General features: G+C 37.5%; 24 protein-coding genes, 2 pseudogenes and 1 riboswitch. Of the genes and pseudogenes, 13 read left to right on the top strand and 13 right to left on the bottom strand.

The features are described 5' to 3' along the window. Positions 1-54: 54 nt before the first annotated feature. On the top strand, positions 55-1,146 hold the full coding sequence (locus tag ACJ004_RS14595; RefSeq protein ID WP_410893787.1) for a class I SAM-dependent methyltransferase: 1,092 nt from the start codon (positions 55-57) through the stop codon (positions 1,144-1,146). A gap of 40 nt (positions 1,147-1,186) precedes the next feature. On the opposite strand, the gene ACJ004_RS14590 is transcribed toward ACJ004_RS14595, so the two are convergent. From ACJ004_RS14590 to ACJ004_RS14535, 12 genes are all read right to left on the bottom strand, one after another. Next, a complete protein-coding gene (locus ACJ004_RS14590; protein ID WP_410893786.1) occupies positions 1,187-1,429 on the bottom strand; it encodes a DUF2626 domain-containing protein in 243 nt (80 codons plus the stop codon). Between the two features lie 82 nt (positions 1,430-1,511). Beyond that, positions 1,512-2,210, bottom strand: coding sequence for a helix-turn-helix transcriptional regulator (locus ACJ004_RS14585; RefSeq protein ID WP_410893785.1), 699 nt, complete (start codon positions 2,208-2,210; stop codon positions 1,512-1,514). 228 nt (positions 2,211-2,438) lie between these two features. After that, positions 2,439-2,624 carry a YqzE family protein gene (locus ACJ004_RS14580; protein WP_410893784.1) on the bottom strand — a complete coding sequence of 62 codons (186 nt, stop codon included), beginning with the start codon at positions 2,622-2,624 and terminating at the stop codon, positions 2,439-2,441. A 47-nt stretch (positions 2,625-2,671) separates the two neighbouring features. After that, complete coding sequence (gene comGG / locus ACJ004_RS14575; RefSeq protein ID WP_410893783.1) at positions 2,672-3,058, bottom strand: competence type IV pilus minor pilin ComGG; 387 nt, start codon at positions 3,056-3,058, stop codon at positions 2,672-2,674. Next, on the bottom strand, positions 3,055-3,531 hold the full coding sequence (gene comGF, locus ACJ004_RS14570; RefSeq protein WP_410893782.1) for a competence type IV pilus minor pilin ComGF: 477 nt from the start codon (positions 3,529-3,531) through the stop codon (positions 3,055-3,057). The genes comGG and comGF overlap by 4 nt, the downstream gene beginning before the upstream one ends. After that, positions 3,479-3,817: a competence type IV pilus minor pilin ComGE gene (gene comGE, locus ACJ004_RS14565; protein ID WP_410893781.1), complete on the bottom strand. Its 339-nt coding sequence runs from the start codon at positions 3,815-3,817 to the stop codon at positions 3,479-3,481. Before comGE ends, comGF begins: the two co-directional genes overlap by 53 nt. Then, positions 3,801-4,241, bottom strand: a complete 441-nt coding sequence (comGD, locus tag ACJ004_RS14560; RefSeq protein WP_410893780.1) for a competence type IV pilus minor pilin ComGD — start codon at positions 4,239-4,241, stop codon at positions 3,801-3,803. The genes comGE and comGD overlap by 17 nt, the downstream gene beginning before the upstream one ends. Next, positions 4,241-4,561, bottom strand: coding sequence for a competence type IV pilus major pilin ComGC (gene comGC, locus ACJ004_RS14555; protein WP_410893779.1), 321 nt, complete (start codon positions 4,559-4,561; stop codon positions 4,241-4,243). The genes comGD and comGC overlap by 1 nt, the downstream gene beginning before the upstream one ends. 19 nt (positions 4,562-4,580) lie before the next feature. After that, positions 4,581-5,612, bottom strand: coding sequence for a competence type IV pilus assembly protein ComGB (gene comGB / locus ACJ004_RS14550; RefSeq protein ID WP_410893778.1), 1,032 nt, complete (start codon positions 5,610-5,612; stop codon positions 4,581-4,583). Then, positions 5,599-6,681: a competence type IV pilus ATPase ComGA gene (gene comGA, locus ACJ004_RS14545; protein WP_410893777.1), complete on the bottom strand. Its 1,083-nt coding sequence runs from the start codon at positions 6,679-6,681 to the stop codon at positions 5,599-5,601. Before comGA ends, comGB begins: the two co-directional genes overlap by 14 nt. A 121-nt stretch (positions 6,682-6,802) precedes the next feature. Then, positions 6,803-7,594, bottom strand: a complete 792-nt coding sequence (locus tag ACJ004_RS14540; protein WP_410893776.1) for a YqhG family protein — start codon at positions 7,592-7,594, stop codon at positions 6,803-6,805. Continuing rightward, positions 7,572-9,260, bottom strand: a complete 1,689-nt coding sequence (locus ACJ004_RS14535) for a DEAD/DEAH box helicase (RefSeq protein ID WP_410893775.1) — start codon at positions 9,258-9,260, stop codon at positions 7,572-7,574. The genes ACJ004_RS14540 and ACJ004_RS14535 overlap by 23 nt, the downstream gene beginning before the upstream one ends. A 176-nt stretch (positions 9,261-9,436) precedes the next feature. Further along, positions 9,437-9,524: riboswitch (glycine riboswitch) on the top strand. Between the two features lie 170 nt (positions 9,525-9,694). Here ACJ004_RS14535 and gcvT point away from each other — a divergent pair. From gcvT to gcvPB, 3 genes are read left to right on the top strand one after another with little or no spacing between them, the layout of a single operon-like run. Then, positions 9,695-10,801 (top strand): glycine cleavage system aminomethyltransferase GcvT, encoded by a 1,107-nt coding sequence (gene gcvT, locus ACJ004_RS14530; protein ID WP_410893774.1) that lies wholly within the window; start codon positions 9,695-9,697, stop codon positions 10,799-10,801. An 18-nt stretch (positions 10,802-10,819) separates the two neighbouring features. Further along, a complete protein-coding gene (gene gcvPA / locus ACJ004_RS14525) occupies positions 10,820-12,166 on the top strand; it encodes an aminomethyl-transferring glycine dehydrogenase subunit GcvPA (RefSeq protein WP_410893773.1) in 1,347 nt (448 codons plus the stop codon). Continuing rightward, complete coding sequence (gcvPB, locus tag ACJ004_RS14520) at positions 12,159-13,619, top strand: aminomethyl-transferring glycine dehydrogenase subunit GcvPB (RefSeq protein ID WP_410893772.1); 1,461 nt, start codon at positions 12,159-12,161, stop codon at positions 13,617-13,619. Before gcvPA ends, gcvPB begins: the two co-directional genes overlap by 8 nt. Positions 13,620-13,771: 152 nt before the next feature. Here the strand turns inward: gcvPB and ACJ004_RS14515 are convergent, their stop codons facing one another. Further along, positions 13,772-14,155 carry a rhodanese-like domain-containing protein gene (locus ACJ004_RS14515; RefSeq protein ID WP_410893771.1) on the bottom strand — a complete coding sequence of 128 codons (384 nt, stop codon included), beginning with the start codon at positions 14,153-14,155 and terminating at the stop codon, positions 13,772-13,774. Positions 14,156-14,346: 191 nt separating this feature from the next. Here ACJ004_RS14515 and ACJ004_RS14510 point away from each other — a divergent pair, with 191 nt between their 5' ends. The 9 genes and pseudogenes from ACJ004_RS14510 (at position 14,347) to ACJ004_RS14470 (ending at position 24,015) form a co-directional block, all read left to right on the top strand. After that, entirely contained in the window at positions 14,347-15,183 is an 837-nt protein-coding gene (locus ACJ004_RS14510; protein ID WP_410893770.1) for a lipoate--protein ligase family protein, read from the top strand. A gap of 363 nt (positions 15,184-15,546) precedes the next feature. After that, positions 15,547-16,341: pseudogene (locus ACJ004_RS14505) on the top strand (ribonucleotide reductase N-terminal alpha domain-containing protein); the annotation flags it as partial. A gap of 347 nt (positions 16,342-16,688) precedes the next feature. Then, positions 16,689-18,452 (top strand): annotated as a pseudogene (locus ACJ004_RS14500) (vitamin B12-dependent ribonucleotide reductase); the annotation flags it as partial. A 307-nt stretch (positions 18,453-18,759) separates the two neighbouring features. Then, on the top strand, positions 18,760-19,455 hold the full coding sequence (gene vanR, locus ACJ004_RS14495; RefSeq protein WP_410893769.1) for a vancomycin resistance response regulator transcription factor, VanR-F/VanR-M family: 696 nt from the start codon (positions 18,760-18,762) through the stop codon (positions 19,453-19,455). After that, positions 19,448-20,560 (top strand): HAMP domain-containing sensor histidine kinase, encoded by a 1,113-nt coding sequence (locus tag ACJ004_RS14490; protein WP_410893768.1) that lies wholly within the window; start codon positions 19,448-19,450, stop codon positions 20,558-20,560. Before vanR ends, ACJ004_RS14490 begins: the two co-directional genes overlap by 8 nt. A 101-nt stretch (positions 20,561-20,661) precedes the next feature. Further along, on the top strand, positions 20,662-21,582 hold the full coding sequence (gene vanY / locus ACJ004_RS14485) for a VanY-A/VanY-F/VanY-M family D-Ala-D-Ala carboxypeptidase (protein WP_410893767.1): 921 nt from the start codon (positions 20,662-20,664) through the stop codon (positions 21,580-21,582). Next, on the top strand, positions 21,579-22,148 hold the full coding sequence (locus ACJ004_RS14480; protein WP_410893766.1) for a VanZ family protein: 570 nt from the start codon (positions 21,579-21,581) through the stop codon (positions 22,146-22,148). Before vanY ends, ACJ004_RS14480 begins: the two co-directional genes overlap by 4 nt. A 380-nt stretch (positions 22,149-22,528) precedes the next feature. After that, complete coding sequence (locus tag ACJ004_RS14475; RefSeq protein ID WP_410893765.1) at positions 22,529-22,978, top strand: C40 family peptidase; 450 nt, start codon at positions 22,529-22,531, stop codon at positions 22,976-22,978. A gap of 152 nt (positions 22,979-23,130) precedes the next feature. Continuing rightward, the gene (locus ACJ004_RS14470; protein WP_410893764.1) at positions 23,131-24,015 is read left to right on the top strand and encodes a patatin-like phospholipase family protein; all 885 of its coding nucleotides are present in this window, start codon (positions 23,131-23,133) and stop codon (positions 24,013-24,015) included. Positions 24,016-24,021 lie beyond the last annotated feature (6 nt).

The raw sequence follows: 24,021 nt of genomic DNA, 5'->3' as shown, positions 1-24,021 counted from the left end.
CAATATTATAAAGTTATCACTATGTCAATAGTGTTTATTCGCAAAGGAGCATATATGAACACATTGTTAAAAGCATTAATTTCAAATTCATCCAATGAGTTAATCACTTACGCAAGATATATTGAGGCAGCATTGTATCATCCAGAATTCGGCTATTATATGAGGGATAAACAGAAGATTGGGCGGCATGGTGATTTCATAACAACAAGTAATATTTCTGATTTATATGGAAGAATGATGGCCAAATGGTTTTCTCTAGTATGTAAGAGGGCACAACTTGCTCCTGTATTCTGTGAAATTGGTGCCGGAAATGGACGTTTTGCTAAAGCATTTTTACAGGAATGGAAGGACAAACTGCAAACCCCATTAACATATATTATTGTTGAGAGCAGCCCTTTTCATCGGAAATTACAGCAAGAATTGTTATTGCCTGATTTTCCAATTGTCCAAGTGAATAGCATTAATGAGGTTGAAGCATTTGAAGGAATGATTTTTTCGAACGAGCTCTTTGATGCCTTACCCGTTCATGTCATTGAAAAGCATAATGGGGAACTTTATGAAATGATGATAGGGATTCGAAATAATGACCTTTATGAGCAAAAAGTACCTTTAACCAATTCAGACATCCTCATCTTTTTACAGGAAAGCAAGATTGATTTAAAGGAAAAGCAGCGGATCGAGGTCCCGTTAGCCATGGTGGAGATGCTGAGGGAGATTTCTCGAACATTGTTAAAAGGGGTAGTTGTAACCTCTGATTATGGTTATACAAATGAAGAATGGATGAACCCTAGAAGGACAAAGGGGAGTTTGCGAGGTTATTTTAAGCATCAGATGGTTGATGATGTCTTGCAGCACCCCGGAGAAATGGATATCACAACTCATATCCATTTTGATTATCTAATTCAAAAAGGTGAACAGGAAAAATTAGAACTTATTTCAAAAATCAGGCAGGATGAGTTTTTATTAAAGGCAGGTATCCTCAAAGAATTAGAGAACCACTATGACCCCAATCCATTTTCTGAGGTAAGCAAACGGAATCGTGCGATTCGCAGTTTAATTATGCCTACAGGGATGAGTTCCTATTTTCATGTGGTTATTCAGCAAAAAGGTCTTAACATCAATCTGAGTGACATTTTTAGAGAATAAAGAAAAACGCCGGAATTCCGGCGTTTTTTCTAAGTGTTTCTTAATGCCCTGCACCAGGCACCATCATGAAAGTTGTCCAATAAGTGAAGCCCGCGAAGAAAATTGTTAAATATGCTCCGAAAACCCACAAATACATGCGCTCGGATAGTTTAAGATAGCTGAGCAGAACGAAAAAACCTGTTTGGGCTAAGAATAACATTGCCGTTTTATCCATATCTCCAAGAAAAAACATTACTGTAAAAATGCCCGTCCAGAAACCACAAACTCTGAACATACGATCCATATGTATCCCTCCTTTACCCTACGATACCATCATTACAATATTATAAAGTAAGAGGAGGTATAATGTAAATAATGGTTTCGAATTAGTTTGTAACTAGCGCTTGATATGAACAAGTTTCACATCCAGAAATAATATTATCTTTTTCAATTAACTCAACGGATTCAAATAGTGCTCCAAACATTCCTTTAAGAAATTCATGGTGCATACTACATACTGTCTCCGAATGTTCTTCTGCCACTTCTTTGAACGGACAATTGAAAATTTGGAAATAAATTTTTGTTTTATCACCATTGGCTTCAAATTCAGGATAAAAACCCGCTAGAGTTGCAGCGCTTTTTAATATTATTAGCTTTTGATCAAATTCTAATTCCTCACCAAACGCCCTTTTTGCCTTTTCTTGTTCAATCACTTCTGTCCCAAAACGTTTTCCAGTTAGGAAAAGTGCTTTTTTGCCAGCTTCTCCAAGTGAAATCATTGTTTGGATTGCGACTTTAGATAAGAGCATGTAGTCACGAAATGGGAAATGCAGCTGAATTACATCATCTGATAAACGATATAATCTACTTGGTCTGCCGCCTTTACCAGTTTTTTTTGTTTCAGATGCTAACATATTTACATCTTCAAGTTTAGATAAATGTAGTCTTGCAACATTTGGATGAATATTAAAGTTTTCTGCTACCTCTTGAACTGTTACTTCTTGATGACGTTTGGTAATGTATTGATAAATATAGTACCGTGTTGGATCTGACAAAACGTTTGTTATCTTTAATGTTTGTTCCATCATTGTTCACCTCGGACCCCCATAATTTATTCCATTATAATACAGCCAATGTAACATGGGAATGAGGTTAACAATGTTAACACTATAAGTTTAGAAAATGTTCACAATTAGCGACTTTATATTGTAACAATATAATAAAAAAACAGCCATTTTGAAAAAAAAACTATTGTAAATAGCTGAAATATAGTTATTTTGGAAAAATAACGCACGTTGAGGATAGCTGCTCGTTTACATTCTTCGCCTCTTTTTTACTTCAAAATAGAGGATGTAAGGTAGTATTCCAAACCAACGATACCAAAAGGAGGCTTTTGTTTCTTTCCGCTCATTTCGAAGACGTTTCCGTTCATCCTTTGGTTGATCTGCATATCTCACGATGGTTTGGGTCATATATTTAACATAGTCATTAGTTTTCATGGACACACCTGCCTTTAATTTTCATAAACAAGTATGCCCATGTTTGTTTATTTCAATTCAAGCCATTTGGTTAATCGTTTTGTTCGTGTATCAAAATACCCCCTTCCGCTAGATGTTACATCATCAGAATTGAGGTGAAAAGTGAAATTGACTTTTTGGACATACCCGGTGGGAGTTTCAGCCTGGAAATCCATTGTGCCCTTAACAAACTTAATTGTTCCTTTGGCAGGCAGAGTTCCACTTATTTGAAACATTACTTCAATTTTTTTAACAGACGATAGGAAATAATATTCCTCGAGCAGAATTGTATCTGTTTCATGTGCCATTTTTCTTTCCGATAACAAAACTTCAATACGTCCCGAAAGAAATAACAAAAATATGATTAATAGACATAGGGTAAGTGGGTAAGTGAAGCCATTCTCATTATTTTTCATGGGAGAGGCTGCCAATTGACCATAGAGAAAGCGATAACTGAATATTTTCTCCCCCAAAGGTCCGTTACATCTATTTTAACGGCATTATTTAAGATAGCGAACGAATACTGTGAAACATTTTGCAGGAGTATTTCATGTCCAGTCGAATTCACACGTCGCCTTAGGCTTGATCCATACATTTCATACTGAATTGTTTCAGTATCCTTTGTTAGAATTAACAGATTTGAGTTCACTTCTGCACGGGTGGACAGTCGTACTTCCTTTTTGACTTGGCTCGAAAAGACGTCCCACTCCATTGCTTGTAAAGTTGCCTCTGTATCCTTATTATTAAGGATTATTTGAAATACAGGTGTCATAAAAAAAATAATCGTTGTAAAAATTGAAAAAGAAATTAGCACCTCTATAAGTGTAAACGCATCGTCACTCAAGCAACCCACAGACTTCGACTTCAGGCAGGAAAGAATTTTTTTCAACTCTTACACACACCTCCTTTTGACCAGTTGATTCGCTCTCATACCAAATGATTAGATATTTAATCCCATTCTGAATAGAAGAGGAATTTGAAGTTGTTCGATTATTGATTAAATTTGTCTGTAATTCTTCGTACATCAACTGTCGGGCCTTACTTTCTAATTCTAATTTTCGGGATTGTTCTCTTAGGTCAGTTAATAATGGCAGTAAGAACAAACTAAGTATTAATAAAGCAGATAAAGAAAGCAGCAGCTCAAGCAAAAAATAGCCTTTAGAGCTCTTTAACATAGAACCGCCCCTTACCAATTAACAAGGTCATTTGATAGGTTTTATTTTTGGTTTGGATTAGAAAAGAACCAAATTGGTTCACATTTCCATCGTTTAGGAATCTGAAAAATAAGGAAATGGAACCTTCCACAAGATATATATTTGTTGAATAATTTCGCATGACGATTGGGGGCAGGTCTGGTCTCAAAAGCATATAATACCTATACTGAGCTGGAAGAAAAACAACGGTTACTTCATGTTGATGGGATATAGCATACTGTTGTGAATAATATAGATCAGCTTTTAATTGGGTTAAAAAGGCCTCATCCTCAAGTACTGAGTGCTGTGGTTTCAAGGAGAAAACCGTAATTGAGGAAATAATCATGAAGATGGAGAGAACTAACAGGGACTCAATTAAAGTGAAGCCGTTTTGATTGTTTTTCATTATGGATTGGTTACTTTTGCAACCGCGGTTACAGTACCTGAAGAGTCTATTTCTACTGTATTACCATTCGGACAACCTTGAGCATCCGTCTTTATATATCCTTCTGTTTTAAGTTCCTCCATGGTAGGGATTTTGTTCTTATCCATTTCATATGCTTGAACTTGAGCTTGGACCATTTTAACGTAGGCTTGGCAGCCTTTATTGTTGATATTTGAATTATGTTTTGCAACGTTAGGAATTGTAATAATTAGCAGTACTGAAATTACAAGCATAACAATCATCATTTCTATTAACGTAAAACCTTTTTCATTTTTGATCATTTGATTAACCTCCAATATTTTAAATACCATCAAGTAGGTGAAACATGGGTAAAAGGATGGCTAAATACATGGATACCACCAAGAATCCAATAAAAACGTATAGAATAGGCTGAATGGTTGATAATTTTTTTTCGATCATTTCTTCCATATTTGTGATACAGTGCTTGCTAAAAAAAAGTAATTCCTGCTCCAATTTTCCATTTTCTTGACCGTGTTTTACAATCATTGGAAATTCTTTTTCGAAGAATGACATCGTTGCCAAAATTGTCTCCAATCTTTCTCCGGTGATAAGCTTACATTTAATCGCAATAGCTAAGTGACTGTAAAAGGGATGTCTGAGATTTTGTTCAAAGAGTAGTAGTGCTTCGGAAACTGATAATCCACCGGATAGTAAGAAGCTCAGCTGAATGGAAAAGTAGTGGGTAAACAGTAATTTGAGGATCCTACCAACAATAGGGATTCGGACCAGATGTGCACTTTGTTTTAGTACGGAGAGATTTCGAAAAATAAGTACATAATAAACTGCTCCCAAACAGAGGATAACAAGCAAGACACTGATAACAATTGGGAAATAACGCTCGAAAGCATAAATGACATTCATGAAAAAATTTGCTTCTAGGCCAAGGGATGAAAAGAGGGTTGTAAACCTTGGCAGCAATGTATTTTCTACGAAAAAAAATAGAAAACCTGTAATAACGATCAGTAATGCTGGATATTGCAGTAACTTTAGCAGCTTGCGTAAATCTTTATCCTTTAGTAGAGCAAGATTACTTCCTTCTAGCAGCGCATCTGTAAAGCAGCCATGCTGTTCCGCAAAATAAACATAACCAACTAAGTCTTTCTGGAAGCCAAGATTATTTAATGCCTCATGAAACGGTTGGCCTTTTTTCAATCCTTCTAAACAATCATTAAGTTCCTCCTTTCGTTTTGACGGTAGTTGCAACGCTATAGATTCAATTGCTAACGCAATTGGATATCCCCTAGCCAATAGTTCACCAGTTCTTCTCAGGAAATTAGCTTGTTCATTTACAGACCATTTATGACGTTTCATTATCATACACCAACCGCTCATATTCGGATTCTTGAATATAACCAAGGGCAATCCCTTTATTAATTACCTCTTTTAATGTGCGGTAACGTGTATTTATTCTTTCTCCCTGGGCAGCCTTCATTACTCCATGTAAATTTCTTCCCGATAAAAGCTCAAATACACTCGCGCGTTTCCACCTGCCATAGGAATAACAAATAGGTGAGCACTCTCCCTCACAAAAAGGGCAGGTGAGTTCCACTAATCTTTGTGCTGTTATGGCAATTAACGTCTGTTCAACTTCTAACCAATTCACTCCAAACTCCCTTAGGCGATAAACCGCTCCCTTTGCATCGCGAGTATGCATGGTGGAGAGGACAAGATGGCCTGTTAAAGCCGCTCTAACCGCAATCTTCGCTGTCTCCGCATCGCGAATTTCACCGACCATAATAATATCAGGGTCATGACGAAGAATAGCCTTTAGACCAGCTGCGTATGTTACGCCTGCTTTTTCATTCACTTGTATTTGCAGGACGGAATCATAGTTTTTTTCGATGGGATCTTCGAGAGTGATAACATTGCGGTGAAAGAGATGGGCTGTTTCATTTAATAGGGAGTAGAGAGTTGTTGTTTTACCGCTGCCTGTCGGCCCGGTGAAAATGATTAAGCCATGAGCGTGTTTGAGAAGGGCGAGTAGTTTTCGTGTCATTGACGGGAATAGAGAGAGTTGGTGAAATGGGATTTGTTCTTGCTGAGGCAGCAGCCGGATTACAAGGCTTTCTCTGTTATTAGAAGGAAGTGTGGATAGCCTTAAGCCCATTAATTTTCCGTCAACCTCACAAAATATAGCTCCACTTTGAGGTCGTCTTCTTTCACCAATATCCATATTGGCTGTGAATTTAAAATGAGAGATTAATCTGTCGCATTCATCTTTTGGAAGGGATAGTCGCGGAATTAGTTTGTTGGTCAAACGGAGTTGAACGAGTGTGTCTTTCTTCCTTGGGATAATGTGAATATCTGTTGCCTGGTTCCGTGCTGCATCTGTAATGATACGATTCGCTAAAATTTCTATCGAGCTAACAATAGGTACCACCGCCTTTATTATTTTTCATTTGATAATATTCGACAGCGTTCCTGCTTATCCTTCTTTATTTTCAAAAATATTTTTTGGGTGTCAGGCACCATGTGAATTTTTCACATGGTGCCTGACACCCTTATATGGCTTTGTCGGTTAGGTAGAAGAGGCCGCCGTTTATGAAGGATATGGAGATTTTTGGTTCATATTGTTCTTTTAGTGCCAGTTTTTCTGTTTCGTAATTATCGTTTTTTTCTTCAACATCTTCATAAAAGTGGTCTAAGAGACGTAAATCCTGCTCCCAGCGTTTTCTTGCATCCTCAGCCCAGGAGTGGTCATCTTTCTCAATCACCGAGGATAAATAAGTCTCTATTCTTGACATCCCGCTTTGGGGCCTTACTAATGGCGATAAGGTAAAGGAATAATCAGGTATTTTAGGTGTTAACGGTATTTTCAGGAGCCTGTCATGGAAATCTTCGACCATAGTTCCGTTTATCAGTTGTAAGCCGATAGACTTGAATATATCCCGCTTACGATCACATTGATAGGAGATCTTAACATTCATACAAAGCCATGGCAGCAAGGGAGTCTGCCTGTTTTGATGGCGATGATTTTCATAAAGCCGCATATAACTGGCTAATTTTTTTGTCGAAGCAAAAATTTGATGAAGACGAGGAGAACCAAAATGGATGATCTCCCCTTTTATATTTTCAGGTGCGGCATTTTGATTCGTGATAAAGGTAAGCTTCATCGGGTTTGGAATTCCCCCCGTTTTTTCTAAATAGTGCCAGTAAAACGGTCGGTTCATTAATTCCTTATCAAGCTCCACTGTTAACTGGATAACTAAATAACCGGGCCCATTTTCTATAATTACACAATCATTGGCCTGAAAATAGTTCAATAGAAAGTTATGAATTTCCTGCTGCTGCATGGGAATCTCCTTTCTTCATGTCTTGTGCAAATTCAATCATAGATGTTAAATTTTCCATTTTTATGCGCATTTCCCCCTCAGTAGAGGATTGGCCGAAAATGTCTATTAAATGGTCCTCAATATTGCCAAATTCCAACTTTGTTAATATATCGTCAAGTTCGCCGATTACTTTTTCAAATAAATGAATTTTCTCATAGAGAAGTTTCAAGATATGCTCTTCGACAGTATTTTTTATCGCAAAGTTGTAAATCATAACATCTTTTTCCTGACCGAGACGATGGATACGACCAATACGCTGTTCGAGCCTCATTGGATTCCACGGTAAATCAAAATTAATAATATGGTTACAAAATTGAAGATTTATCCCTTCCCCACCAGCTTCTGTCGCAATTAAGACTTGAGCATGTTTTTGAAATAATTCTCTCATCCAATCCTTTTTTCCACGCTTAAAGCCGCCCCGAAAAGGGACTGATGAAATTCCATGCTGTTTTAAATACCATTGCAGGTACATTTGTGTGGCTCGATATTCGGTGAAAATAATCACTTTATCATTTACCTTTTGGATTAATTCTAAAGCTTTTTCTGCTTTGGAATTTTTTTGGACCGCTTCAACCTTTTTGATTAGATACTGAATTTGTTCTTCAAAAGCTGGGGTTGGGTTTTCCTTTTTTTGCAGCATATTTTTTAATGTATAAAATACGGATTCTCTGCTGCTGCAAGCCTCCCGCTGTAACGTCATTACGGAAAAGGAACTAGTTTGGACCCAATTCCCTTCACTTTTTAAGTCAGTAATTGATTCGTAAAGATCCTTCTCTTCAGGCGTACATTCAATTGCAATCGTTTCGACATGTCTTTTCGTCCATTCAATTCCTGTATCTGCCCGCCGATTCCGAATCATTACCTTGTTAACTAATTCTTTTAAATGTTCATCATCATTTAATGACCGTGCATCTCGTTTGTATTTTTCATAGAATGCCGTTTCGCTTCCTAAATGGCCTGGTTTTAATAATGACACCAGATTAAATATCTCCTCGACCCGGTTCTGAATAGGAGTTGCTGTTAACAATAAACAAAATTTCTTTTTCAGATTTTGAACAAATTCGTAGTTTTTTGTTTTGTTATTTTTTAGTTTATGTGCTTCATCTATAATGATGAGATCATAGTCCAGCTTGTAAATGATGTCTCGATGTGGATTGCGTTTTGCTGTATCAATCGACGAAACGACGACATCACACTGTTCCCACACATAACTTTTTCTTTGAGAAATGGCTGGAATGAAAAATTTGCTATTTAATTCAATGGACCATTGTGTGACTAGTGAAGCAGGGACAAGAATTAATACTTTTTTCACTAATCCGCGAATCATATATTCTTTTAAAATTAACCCTGCTTCAATTGTTTTTCCGAGGCCAACTTCATCGGCCAGGATTGCTTTCCCATTCATATTTTCAATGACTTGTTTCGCTGTTTCAAGTTGATGTGGAAGGGGAGTTAAATTAGGCAAATGGCCTGGTGCCAGTAACCCGTTAAAATCAGGAACAACAAGATGTTTTTCTACTCCAATTGCTAGTTTAAAAAGGTCCCAATTCCCCCATGGACCATCGTTTTCGATTCTATGTAAAAAATCATCCTTCCAGGAGGAATCAAATTCAATTTCGATCGACATGGTGCCAGCTCCTTTTTGTGCAATTTCCAGGTTTATGCTTTTCAATAAAATTATTGCCCAATGTATTATTTTAATGGTAGGATGATAATAGCTTTGAATGTTTTAAATATTTTAATAAGGTAATTTATTTTATAAGTATAATTAGTATGACCAATTTGGATAATATTATAATGCGAATGATAACAAGGGGAGAGACTACCTTAGTAGCGCCGAAGGAGCAAGCAGAAATGTGAATCTCTCAGGCAAAAGAACTCTTGTTTGACGCAGCTCTGGAGAGTGCTGATTAAACTTATGCAGCCACCAAAGGGGAAAGCCTTTAGAGGTAAACTTTCAGGTGCAAGGACAGAGACCTTCTTTTGTTTCATGGGAGGTTTCTGTCCTTTTTTATGTTTTCCAAACAATAATATGTGCCAATGATTGAAGGGGGATTAAGAATGTCTGAATTAAAACGAACACCGCTTTTTGAGGTATATAAGGAATGGGGAGGAAAAACCATCGATTTCGGGGGATGGGCATTACCAGTCCAATTCTCAAGCATTAAAGAAGAACATGAAGCTGTTCGCACAAGTGCAGGGTTATTTGATGTTTCCCATATGGGTGAAGTCGAAGTTAAAGGCACTGACAGTTTAACATTTTTACAAAAAATGATGACGAATGACATTTCAAAAATAAAAAATGGAGGTGCCCAGTACACAGCCATGTGTTATGAAAATGGCGGTACTGTCGATGACCTGCTTGTCTATAAGATTGAAGACAATCATTACCTCTTAGTCGTAAACGCATCAAATATTGAAAAAGACTTCAAATGGTTAAAAGATCATTTATCTGGCGATGTTACATTAGATAACTTATCAGAACAAACAGCACAACTTGCAATACAGGGACCTCTAGCGGAAAAAGTATTACAAAAACTTGCGGGTGATACTAATTTAAGTGAAATCGGCTTTTTCAAATTCCAGCAAGTAGTAGTCCTAAATGGTAAAAAAGCATTGGTTTCAAGAACTGGTTATACCGGTGAAGATGGGTTTGAAGTATATTGCGACGCGAAGGATGTCGTCGACCTTTGGAGAGATATTCTAACTGCAGGAAAAGAAGATGGAGTCATCCCATGTGGATTAGGTGCCCGGGATACACTTCGCTTTGAAGCTGTTTTAGCTCTTTATGGACAAGAATTATCTCCAGAGATTTCACCACTTGAAGCTGGAATTGGCTTTGCTGTCAAATTAAATAAAGAAACTGATTTTATTGGAAAAGAAGCTTTACTTCAACAAAAAGAACAGGGCTTACCAAGAAAATTAGTAGGCATCGAAATGATCGATCGCGGGATTCCACGCCATGGCTACCCTGTGTATAAAAATGAACAGTTAATTGGTGAGGTTACAACTGGTACGCAATCTCCAACACTAAAGAAAAATATTGGTCTTGCACTAATTAATGCAGAATTTACGGGTCTTGAATCAGAAGTTGAAGTTGAAATTCGCGGTAAACGCTTAAAGGCAACTGTAGTTCCAACACCTTTTTATAAACGAGAAAAGAAATAACAGAAGGGAGTTAGGTTTATGAAACATCGCTATTTACCTATGACTGAACAAGATAAGAAGGCTATGCTTGAGGCAATTGGTGTTTCCTCTATTGATGAACTGTTTAGCGATATCCCTGAGAAAGTAAGATTTAAGGGTGAGTACAATATCAAAGCGGCAAAGTCTGAAACGGCCTTAATGAAAGAACTTTTTAAAATGGCTAGTCGGAATGCCGACCTTAAAAGAAATGTATCTTTTTTAGGTGCAGGGGTATATGACCATTACATGCCAGTAATCGTCGACCATGTTATTTCTAGATCAGAATTTTATACGGCTTACACTCCATATCAGCCAGAAATTTCACAAGGGGAACTCCAAGCTATTTTTGAATTCCAAACGATGATTTGTGAATTAACTGGCATGGACGTGGCCAATTCCTCCATGTACGATGGCGGAACAGCACTTGCTGAAGCTGCAATGCTTAGTGCGGGCCATACAAAACGAAAAACGATAGTTGTATCCAATGCCGTACACCCTGAGGCACGCGACGTTCTTAAAACCTATGCCAAGGGTCAGTACCTTAATGTAGTTGAAGTACCCGTAAAAGATGGGGTAACTGATCTAGATACATTAAAAGAGCTGGTTAATGAGGATGTTGCAGCTGTGATCGTTCAGTATCCAAACTTCTTTGGTCGTATCGAGCCATTAAAAGAGTTGGAAGAAATTATCCACGCAAACAAGTCAATGTTTGTCGTTTCAAGCAATCCTTTATCCCTAGGGGTATTAACACCACCTGGAAAATTTGGGGCAGACATTGTCATTGGTGATGCACAACCGTTTGGAATCCCAACTGCATTTGGCGGTCCACACTGCGGTTATTTTGCAGTAACGACTAAGTTAATGCGTAAAGTACCTGGCCGTCTTGTCGGTCAAACTACGGATGATCAAGGGCGCCGCGGATTTGTTTTAACACTCCAGGCCCGTGAACAGCATATCCGTCGTGATAAAGCGACATCAAATATTTGCTCAAACCAAGCACTAAATGCCCTTGCTGCCTCTGTTGCAATGACAGCACTTGGTAAGAACGGTGTTCGTGAAATGGCTGCAGCCAACTTACAAAAGTCACATTATGCAAAAAATGCATTCAAGGAAGCCGGCTTTGAAGTGGTTTATGATGGCCATACATTCAACGAATTCGTTGTGAAATTAAATAAACCAGTTAAAGAAGTCAACCAACAACTGTTACAAAAAGAAATAATCGGCGGTTATGATTTGGGTCGTGATTATCCAGAACTTGCTAACCATATGCTGATTGCTGTTACAGAACAAAGATCGAAGGAAGAAATTGATACTCTAGTGAAAGAATTGGGGGATTTGCATGCATAATCAAGACCAGGCGCTCATTTTTGAACTTAGTACACCCGGCCGTATCGGCTATAGTCTGCCGGAAATGGATGTACCAGAACTAGATCTCAATGGCCTTCTTCCGGATGGTTATTTACGTATCGAAGAACCAGAACTCCCTGAAGTATCGGAACTTGATATCATGCGCCACTACACGGCCCTTTCAAGAAGAAATCATGGTGTCGATTCAGGATTTTATCCACTCGGCTCGTGTACGATGAAATATAATCCGAAAATCAATGAAAATGTAGCACGCTTTAACGGCTTTGCACATGTTCATCCGCTGCAAGATGAAAGCTCTGTTCAAGGGGCTCTTGAGCTTTTATACGATTTACAGGAGCATTTAATCGAAATTACCGGGATGGATGAAGTGACCTTGCAGCCTGCAGCAGGTGCTCATGGAGAGTGGACCGGGTTAATGATGATCCGTGCTTACCATGAAGCTAACGGTGATATGAACCGCACAAAAGTAATTGTTCCTGATTCTGCCCATGGAACTAATCCAGCTTCAGCAACAATTGCAGGGCTTGAAACTATTACCGTAAAATCTAATGAACATGGTCTAGTGGATCTTGAAGATTTAAGAAGGGTTGTGGGCGAAGATACAGCGGCATTAATGTTAACCAATCCCAATACACTTGGATTATTTGAAGAAAACATTCTTGAATTAGCTGAAATTGTCCATGAAGCCGGTGGTAAGCTTTATTACGATGGAGCAAACTTAAATGCTGTTCTTTCAAAAGCTAGACCAGGAGATATGGGATTTGATGTGGTCCACTTAAATCTTCATAAAACGTTCACAGGTCCACACGGCGGTGGCGGACCAGGTTCTGGACCAGTCGGCGTAAAAGCAGATTTGATTCCGTTCTTGCCAAAACCAATTATTACAAAACAAGGTGAAGAGTTTGTTCTTGATTATGACCGCCCGCTGTCTATTGGCCGTGTGAAGCCGTATTTTGGAAACTTCGGCATTAATGTTCGTGCATACACATATATCCGCTCAATGGGTCCTGATGGCTTAAAAGCAGTAACAGAGTATGCTGTATTAAATGCAAACTACATGATGAGAAGGCTGGCTGAATATTTTGATCTGCCATTTGATCGACATTGTAAGCATGAATTCGTCCTTAGTGGAAGACGCCAGAAAAAACTAGGTGTTCGTACATTGGACATCGCGAAACGCCTGCTGGATTTTGGCTATCATCCACCAACTATTTACTTCCCGTTGAATGTGGAAGAATGTATCATGATTGAACCAACAGAAACTGAATCAAAAGAGACTTTAGATTCGTTCATCGACATTATGATTCAAATTGCTAAAGAAGCAGAAGAAAATCCAGAAATCGTTCAGGAAGCACCACATACAACTGTGGTCGGACGTATGGACGAAACAAAAGCTGCACGTAAACCAGTCTTGAAATATCAGCAAGCTTAATAATTGAAAGGTCAGATTCGAAATATGAATCTGACCTTTTTGTTATTATTTAACCCGCAGCCCGAATACAACGTTTTTCATATTATTTTAAGTTAGAAAACAGTCAAAATAAAAAAGGTCCCGGATTGGTCTCCAGAACCTGATAAACTTAATTATTTCTTCGTTTTTACTTTACCAGACCATTTTTTGAATCCGCCATGAAGTTGGGTTAGGTCTCTATAGCCTTTTCGGTGTAAGAATTGTGCTGCACGGGCACTGCGCATCCCGCTTTGGCAATATAAATATACCGGCATATCAGAACGAATTTCTTTCATGCGCATTTTCATTTGTGACATCGGGATATTACGTGCTCCTAAAATATGGCCGCCCTCGAATTCGTTTGCTTCACGAACATCTATTAGTTGTGCCTTTCTGTATCCCGCACGGAATTCCTCTTCTGTTACCGTTTTAACAATCCTTTTCTGATAGAAAAAGGTATAAACGGAATAGATAATAACTGCTGCGATGATAATTAATAAGGGATAGAGTGAACTCAATTTCTTTTTGCTCCTTTCAAGCTTTCCTGCACTAGTTTATTATATAAGTCAATTCCATAAAGATAAAGATGAATGCTAAAAAAATCTTTTTAAATTACCTAATTTAATTATATCAGAAACATCTTATTTTGAATCTATATCAGATTTTGGTAGACTTAAACTCGAAATAATTTAAAAAAGAAGGTTTTTGAATGAAAAAAGAAGTTTGGCGTTTTATTGATTCTGGAAATAGTTCACCATCTTTTAATATGGCATTAGATGAGGCATTACTCGATTGGCATAGTGAGGGGAAAATCCCTCCAGTGATTCGATTCTATGGCTGGAACCCGGCAACCCTGTCAGTTGGATATTTTCAAAAGGTTGAGAAGGAAATTGATCTGGAAGCCGTAGAGGCTCACCAATTAGGTTTTGTAAGAAGACCTACTGGCGGTCGCGGAGTGCTCCATGAGCACGAGCTTACCTATAGTGTAATCGTTTCTGAAGATCATCCAGAAATGCCGAATTCGGTGACGGAAGCATATCGTGTTATTTCTGAAGGAATTTTAAAAGGGTTCCATCATTTAGGACTTGAGGCTTATTTTGCTGTTCCAAAAACAGCGGAAGAAAGGGATGCCTTGAAAAACCCTCGCTCTGCTGTATGCTTTGATGCACCGAGTTGGTATGAGCTTGTGGTTGAAGGCAGAAAGGTAGCTGGCAGTGCTCAAACGAGGCAAAAGGGAGTCATCCTACAGCATGGTTCCATTCTGTTAGATTTAGATGAAGATAAATTATTTAGTTTATTTAAATATCCAAGTGAGAGAGTAAAGGAACGAATGAGAAAAGCCTTTAAGGACAAAGCGGTTGCTATCAACGCGATAAGTCCTAGAAAAATTTCTCTTGAGGAAGCTAAGGAAGCATTTTATAAGGGTTTTGCGGAAGGCTTGAATATTGAACTTGAACCTTATCATTTAACTGAGGAAGAACTAGCGTACGTTGACAAAATTGCAAAAGAGCGCTATGAGAGTGATGAATGGAATTTTAAAAGATAAATCGCGACGAACCTGTCGCTTTTTTTTGTTATTATAACTTTTTTATCTTTTCGTAAGAACATTTACGAAAAGAGACTTATTTAAAGAAGGCAACCTGCGAATTTTGTTAAAATTTCTTGATTTTTGACGAAAATCGTTTAAAAGCTATTGATTACTTTAAATTATATTATATTTTGCGTTTGACAAAATGATTGTTGTGCGCTCAACATACAATATATAGTGGTGTCGAAAATATTTTCGGTACCATATATTGATTTTTTCTGGTTGGCTATGATAACCTAAAAATACAAACTAACTAGATATAGCTAAACCTGCTAGATTTAGCACAATAGATAGATTTTTTATTATGAAGGAGTTGTTCTCATGTCTGTAGTTTTTAGACAAACAATGAATATTGATTTTGAAAGGTTGAATGAGGATATTCATCTATTCCCCCAAGTGCATCCAGTTACCCCAGATATGAAAATAACTCATAAAGGTGTTTCTCGTTTGGTTATGTTGGACCGCTATACCTTTAAAGACACCGCGAAAATTACTCTTACAAACGGCGACTTCGTTGTTTTAACTATTAAAGAGGATCCAAAATTTCCAGCACGTGGTCTTGGTTACATTATGGAAATCGACTGGGAAAAGAAAAAAGCGAAAGTATTAGTTGAAGAGGAATTTAGAGGAGTGCTCGACGATCCTGAAGAAGCAAGTACCGGTGTGATAGTCAGGTCATTAGATGTGATTGAAAAGCCACTGGAGCTCTTCTATGAGCAAATTGCGAAGCGTAATGCTACAGGTCTTGCATCTGTTGAAGAGACGGAAGAGAAGCGAAGAGAATGGACGGAACGGTTTTATCAAGAACTTGTTAATATGAACTTCATTCCAGCAGGCCGTGTTCTTTACGGGGCAGGGGCAGATACCGATGTAACTTACTTTAATTGCTACGTAATGCCGTTTGTACCCGACTCACGTGAAGGAATCTCAGACCATCGTAAGCAGGTTATGGAGATTATGAGCCGCGGCGGCGGTGTTGGAACTAATGGTTCTACACTAAGACCGCGAAATACCTTGGCAAGAGGCGTAAATGGTAAGTCATCTGGATCAGTTTCATGGTTAGATGATATTGCAAAATTGACGCATTTGGTTGAGCAGGGCGGATCCAGACGTGGTAAATCTGCATAAGTGCCTCGTCTATAAATAAACCTCGTGAATTGCTGGGAACTCTTTATGGTTAGTCATTACAACTGACTTCCAAATACATGACTTGCTGGCTACAACGTAACTGGAAACGGTAAGCGTGAATGCTAAAAAACAGCGAGTGGATAAAGACAATCAGCAGCCAAGTCCCTGTAAAAGGGAAAGGTTCAACGACCATCGAAAGCACACTAAAAAGTGGAAGTGAGTAGAGTAGGGATTAAGTGATTCCGAAGCGCGAGGACACTCAGTGAGTGTAAGATATGGTCTGAACTCTAAGGTGACTTAGAGAGTTGATGTAACGAATCAACGAAACATAATTGGCTCAGATGATAATGTTGACTGATTGGCATCCAGACATTATTGAATTTATTATTTCTAAAATGCAAAATCCTAGAATTCTACGATTCTTAATTGAAAATACAAATGATGAAACGATTAAAAAACTTGCTAAAGACAAGTTAAAGTTTACTCCATTAACTCTAAGAGAAACGGCAATGTACCAGGGAATTGTAAATTATAAAAACATTCCTGGATACGGTGGATTTGATGAAAATATCATCGCTGACGCTGAAGAAAAATTATTAACCGGTGGTAACTACACGGTCCATAATTCAGAGTTCCTTACTGGGGCAAACATATCTGTATGTTTAACAAAAGAATTTATGGATGCTGTAGAAACCGATAGTGAATACGAACTGCGCTTCCCATATGTTGAACAATATGATCAAGAAGAAATGAAGATTTACAATGAAGAATGGCATAAAGTTGGTGACGTTCGCGAGTGGGAAAAACTTGGACATAAAGTACGGGTCTACAAAAAGTTTAAAGCGAAAGAACTCTGGAACCTAATCAATATTTGTGCCACCTACTCAGCAGAGCCTGGAATATTTTTTATTGATAATGCCAACGACATGACCAATGCAAAAGCATACGGACAACAAGTCGTTGCAACTAACCCATGTGGAGAACAACCACTTGCACCATTTTCCGTCTGTAACCTTGCAGCAGTTAATCTAGCGGAAATGGCTGATAAAGAAACAAAAACGGTTGATTTTGAAAAACTTAAGAAAACGGTAGCTGTGGGTGTACGGATGCAGGATAATGTTATCAACGCCACTCCATACTTCCTTGAAGAAAATAAAAAGCAAGCTCTTGGTGAACGACGTGTCGGGCTTGGAGTAATGGGCTTGCATGATATGCTGATTTATTGTGAAACGAAGTATGGATCACCGGAAGGGAACAAACTAGTTGATCAAGTTTTTGAAGTAATTGCAACAACTGCATACAGAACTTCGATAGAATTGGCAAAAGAGAAAGGAAGCTTCCCGTTCCTAACTGGAGATAAACCAACTGAAACCAATCGATTACGACAAGCTTTCATCGATACTGGATATATGAAGAAAATGCCTGATGATATCCGCCAATCTATTTTAGAAAACGGAATTAGAAACTCACATCTACTCACTGTGGCTCCAACTGGATCCACTGGGACCATGGTTGGGGTTTCCACCGGGCTTGAGCCTTATTTCTCATTCTCTTACTTCCGCAGCGGACGTCTTGGTAAATTTATTGAAGTTAAAGCGGATATCGTGCAAGAGTACTTAGATAAACACCCTGAAGCAGATGAAACTAATCTTCCACACTGGTTTGTTACAGCGATGGAACTAACAACGGAAGCACATGCGGATGTTCAATGTGTTATCCAGCGCTGGATTGACAGTTCCATCAGTAAAACCGTCAATGCACCAAAAGGGTATAGTGTAGAGCAGGTTGAAAAAGTTTACCAGCGTTTATACCGAGGCGGGGCAAAAGGTGGAACCGTTTATGTTGATGGTTCACGTGATTCTCAGGTATTAACACTTAAAGCTGAAGAAAACACTAATGAACAATTAACTATTTTTAATGAAAAACCAAAGCAGCATGTTGTCTTGGTTGATACTATCAGTGAGCTTCGTTCAACAAGTGTTACGATCGGATCGGAAGTAGGAAACACATGCCCGGTTTGCCGTACTGGTAAAGTAAAAGAAATGGGTGGCTGCAATACCTGTACCAACTGCGGAGCCCAGTTAAAGTGTGGTTTATAATAGGTGATTAAAGGGGGGAGGAAGTTCTCTCCCCTTTTTTTTTTTTGAGATAAATGTAGGTTTATATGTAAGTCCAAGGACGCCTAATTACAGTAATCTTTGTTTCGCAAACGGGCCATATTCTTGAATAAAAAAAGGAAATAATAGAAGATAAATTACAAGCTCTTAATGATACCATGTTAGTTAAGATTCTGCTGATAAGGTATCCCCACCAAAAACATCGAATTTTTTTGAAGGGTGCTGCTTTGTAAGGTTTGATGATAGATAAAAAATACACTGAATGTAACCTGATATAGGAGTGGAATAGATGAAACGTATTTCGATTTTAATTGCTGATGATGAGGAGGAGATAGCTGATCTGATTGCAATCCATCTAAAAAAAGAAGGATACAATGTCATTAAAGTACCTGATGGGCAAGAAGCCATACATGTTATCCAGACTCAATCAATTGATTTGCTAATTTTGGATATTATGATGCCGAAAATGGACGGATATGAAGTAACCCGTCAGATTCGGGAACAATATAATATGCCTATCATTTTTTTGAGTGCGAAAACTTCTGATTTCGATAAGGTACATGGACTAGTGATTGGAGCAGATGATTATATAACTAAACCATTTACCCCCATTGAATTGGTTGCACGTGTGAATGCTCAATTGCGGCGCTTTATGAAGTTGAATCAACCCAAAGTAGATAATAAAGCTATCTTGGAATTTGGTGGAATAGTGATTTCTCCTGATCAACGTACAGTTTTGCTCTATGGTGAAAACATCGAGCTAACGCCGAAAGAGTTTGATATTTTGTATTTATTAGCCAGTCATCCAAAGAAAGTTTATAGTGTAGAAAATATTTTTCAGCAAGTTTGGGGTGATGCATACTTTGAAGGTGGTAATACGGTAATGGTGCATATTCGTACCTTACGGAAAAAACTTGGAGAAGATAAAAGAAAAAACAAGTTGATCAAAACCGTTTGGGGAGTTGGGTATACATTCAATGGCTAAAATTATTCGCAGTTTCCGCTCCAAAATAATCGTATTATTTGGTTTAAGTATGCTTCTGGCTGGTATTATAACTTACTTTATCTTTAAAGGACTACAGCTTTATTATCATACGATGGTTCGTCGTGGTGATCCCTTGGCCCAACTTCGTCAATTCATAGGCAGTATTGGAGACATTAACTTCTTTTTAATGCTATTTATCTCACTTTCGATATTGTTTTTTTATTTACTCACTAAGCCCTATTCTACCTATTTCAATGAAATATCAAACGGAATTCATTATCTCGCTCGTGGCAACTTTAAACATCGGGTTTATATCCAATCAAATGATGAATTTGAAGATATTGCACAAGAAATTAATCTGGCAAGTGAAAAATTAGAAGAAGCCATACAAAGAGGCGATTTTTCAGAAAGCAGTAAAGAACAGTTAGTTGTAAATTTGGCTCATGATTTGCGTACTCCGCTAACATCTGTTTTAGGTTATTTAGATTTAATCCTTAAGGATGAGAAGTTGACTAAAGAACAAGTCAGACATTTTTTAACGATTGCATTTACTAAATCTCAGCGTTTAGAAAGACTGATTGATGAATTATTCGAAATAACTAGAATGAACTATGGCATGTTACCAGTTGAAAAAAGGCAAATTAATTTAAGTGACCTACTTCTTCAATTAAAAGAAGAATTGTACCCTGTTTTCGAGAAAAATAATTTGATCGCTCGAATGAATATTCTGCCCCATTTACCTATTTTGGGTGACGGAGAGATGTTAGCTCGTGTGTTTGAAAATCTTTTAACCAATGCAAATCGTTATGGATATGATGGTCAGTTTGTAGATATTAACGGGTTTGTTGATGCAGGAGAAGTGGTTGTTCAGGTTGTTAATTATGGAGATAGTATTCCTCCGAATGAACTTCCGTATCTTTTTGATATGTTTTATACCGGTGACAAAGCACGAACTAATATAGAAGATAGTACAGGTCTTGGTTTATTCATTGCAAAGAATATTGTGGAGCAACATAATGGAACGATTTCGGCCGAAAGTAGTTTAATACGTACTGTATTTGAAGTTCGTTTACCGCAGGAAAGTGTTCCAATTGACCAAGGTTAAAAATTTCATAAAGGATTTAAGAAAAATTTAAATTTTACCCTACTTTTTTTTAAAAAGTTTTTTCCTATTCTAGTATCTATAAGAATAAGGAGGAACTTGAAATGAAGAAGTGGGGATTTTTATTGTTTTTAGTATTATGTCTGAGTTTTGCATTTGTCTATAAAGAATCGTCTTTTCAAGATAAAGTAGAGGTTCAAAGATATGAAAAAAATAACAATGATCAATTAGATAATAGAGAGACCTCTGAAAGTTTCCAAACGTTAGAGATTACAAAAGAACTGGTCTTTCAAGGAAATTTACTCTTGGTTAATAATGAATATCCGATTCACCAAGAGAGTATAAAATCAGATGTTGTAAATTTATTTACGCATAAAGAATTGACAAAGGGATACGGGTTGCTTGATAACGAAATTAAATTGTCAGAGGATGTTGCACATAAATTTTCGGAGATGATAGCTGCTGCTGAAAAAGAGGGGGTTCGCCATTTTTTAATTAATAGTGGCTTTCGAGACTTTGATGAGCAAAATGTACTGTATCAAGAAATGGGGTCTGACTATGCCTTGCCTGCAGGCCATAGCGAACACAATTTGGGTTTATCGCTTGATGTAGGATCTACACAAAAGAAAATGGATGAGGCACCTGAAGGTAAGTGGCTAGAAAAAAATGCTTGGAAATACGGCTTTATTATACGCTATCCAAAGGATAAAACGGCAATCACAGGCATTCAGTATGAACCTTGGCATATTCGCTATGTTGGATTGCCGCACAGTGTGATTATGGAGGAAAAGAATTTTTCTTTAGAAGAATATTTGGATTTCCTAAAAGAACAAAAGTCCATTTCAACTACTATACATGGTGAAAAATATGAGATCTCTTATTACCCTGTAACCAAAGATATGACCATTCATGTGCCTTCCAATCTTCGTTGGGAGATATCAGGCAACAATATGGATGGTGTAATTGTGACAGTGTTTCCCAGAACAACACATACTAATCTCAAGGAGGTAAGGATGGCGGAATGAAAAAAACGAAATTAATGAACAGAATTATTGTACTAGCACTATTTGTCTTTTATATATACGCATTATTCAAAGTCATTTTATTTAAATTTGGTTCCATTGATATCAAAATGCTTTTAGACCTACTTCAGAGGAACCTAAGTAACCTCGATCGTATTTTGCATAAATTGAAATTAAGTAACTTTATCCCGTTTAAAACAATATTCAATACAATTCAGAGTCCATCGATTCATGATCTAATAAACTTGTTTGGAAACATCCTAATATTCATGCCATTTGGGGTATTTCTTTTGTTATTGTCCAAAAACAAAGGGATATCATTGAAAGATACATTGGTTTTATCCTTAAGCTTAAGTTTATGTCTGGAATGCTTACAGTTCGTTCTTTTTATCGGAAGTTTTGATGTGGATGATCTTATACTAAACACCTCTGGGGGATTGCTTGGCTATTGTGCTTTCAAGCTTTATGGCAAGTTTATAGTAATTACATCAAGCATTGTCCAAGATAGAGATATTGTTGAAAACCAGGAATTTAAAAATATCGAGGAAGGTGAACAGTACCATAAATAAAGGGTTCTGGTTATTTAGCTAAACGGGAAACGATACTAGAAACGGCTGCTGTGGAGCAGTCCTTATTCCAGAATTGCGCGCGATTTTTGAAGATTTCAGCTAGAAAATTATCAAACTTTTTTTATAAAAATTGTACAATACTTCACAAAGAAAGAATCCGTTTTATCAAACTTAGGAGGAAGTTCTCTCTCTTTTTTTTTTGAGATAAATGTCGATATCCCTGGATAAAAAATCTTACAATACTACAAAAAATGAATAAATTACTAGAATTTTTAGAATAAAGTCGAAATTTGTAATATAACTGTAATCAACCTGTTACTTCGATGTTATTTTTTTTTTATATATTAGTAGTATCGAAGCACACAGGGGGATTAAACAAGTTGTTGAAAAAAATCATTGCAGCCATGGCTATGACCATTATTCTAAGTTCATTGTTTACCACTATGGGTGATAAAGCGGAAGCGGCCTATTACCATACAAAAGCAATTTCAGTAGCAAAAGCAAATATTGGCGTACCATATAGATGGGGCGGAATAACAACAAAAGGTTTCGATTGCTCTGGTTTAGTTAAATACTCTTACGGTAAGGCTGGAAAAGTATTGCCACGTACGGCAGCTGAAATGTATTACAAAAAAGGGTACCGTGTTAAATCTTTGAAAGCTGGAGATTTGATGTTTTTTGCACCGAATAAAGCAAGCAGACCGAGTCACGTTGCGATTTATATTGGTGGCGGAAAAATGATTCAGTCTTCATCTTCAAAAGGCGTTTCAATTGCGTATACAAGCAACAGTTACTGGAAGCCAAGATTTATTGGGGCTAAACGTTTTTAGATAAAAAGTAAAGCGTTCTCAAAATACCAAGAGCATCGTGAAAAGACGATGTTCTTTTTTTATTTTTAAATTTTTTTACTTGTACACCGTACTATTTATTACAACAACTGCTTAAAGATGTAAAAATAAGTTCATCTTTAGGAGTGGCTGCCATGTATATTGACGGCGTTTTTTCTGGAGGAGGAATTAAAGGGTTTGCACTAATTGGAGCTTGCGCTGAAATAGAAAATAAAGGTTTGAGATTTGTAAGGGTGGCAGGAACAAGTGCAGGGTCAATCGTTGCAGCATTAATTGCTGCCGGTTACACAAGTAATGAAATATTTCAATTGGTCGATGAGTTAAATCTTTCAAAACTTCTGGATGCCCGCAAAACAATTATTCCTTTCCCATTAGCAAAATGGCTATTTGTTTATTGGAAACTAGGACTATATAAAGGAAATGAGCTTGAAAAATGGATTTGCGAGAAACTGGAGGCTAAAGGATTAAAAACCTTCGCCGATCTGCCCCCACAAGCACTTCGGGTCATCGCTTCAGACCTTTCTAATGGACAAATGATTGTAATACCAGATGACTTACAGAAATACGGCATTTCCCCCGGCTCATTCCCAATCGCAAAAGCGATTAGAATCAGCTGTAGTATTCCTTATTTCTTTGAGCCGGTTAAAATGCGTTCGATGGATGGAATGAATGTTTTAGTTGATGGAGGCGTTCTGAGTAATTTTCCAATGTGGCTATTTGATAATGAAAATGCACAAAAAGTAAGACCTGTACTCGGGATTAAATTAAATTCAAGTGAATATGAGCATGAAAAACATAAAATTAAAAATGCGATTCAACTATTTGCTGCCTTATTTGAAACGATGAAGGATGCCCATGATTCTAGATACATTTCAAAAAAACATGTAAAGAATATTATCTTTATCCCAACAGAGGGTGTTTTACCAACCGAGTTTACGTTAACAGAGGAAAAGAAACGCGAATTATTCGATTTAGGAAAAGAGAAAGCAAAACAATTCTTGAAGACATGGGGGTATTAGAGAGAG

The sequence above is a fragment of the Neobacillus sp. 204 genome, assembly GCF_046562815.1.
Taxonomy (GTDB): Bacteria; Bacillota; Bacilli; order Bacillales; family Cytobacillaceae; genus Neobacillus.
The sequence above is the reverse complement of the archived record's forward strand: the minus strand, read 5'-3'. Positions and strand labels throughout refer to the sequence as shown.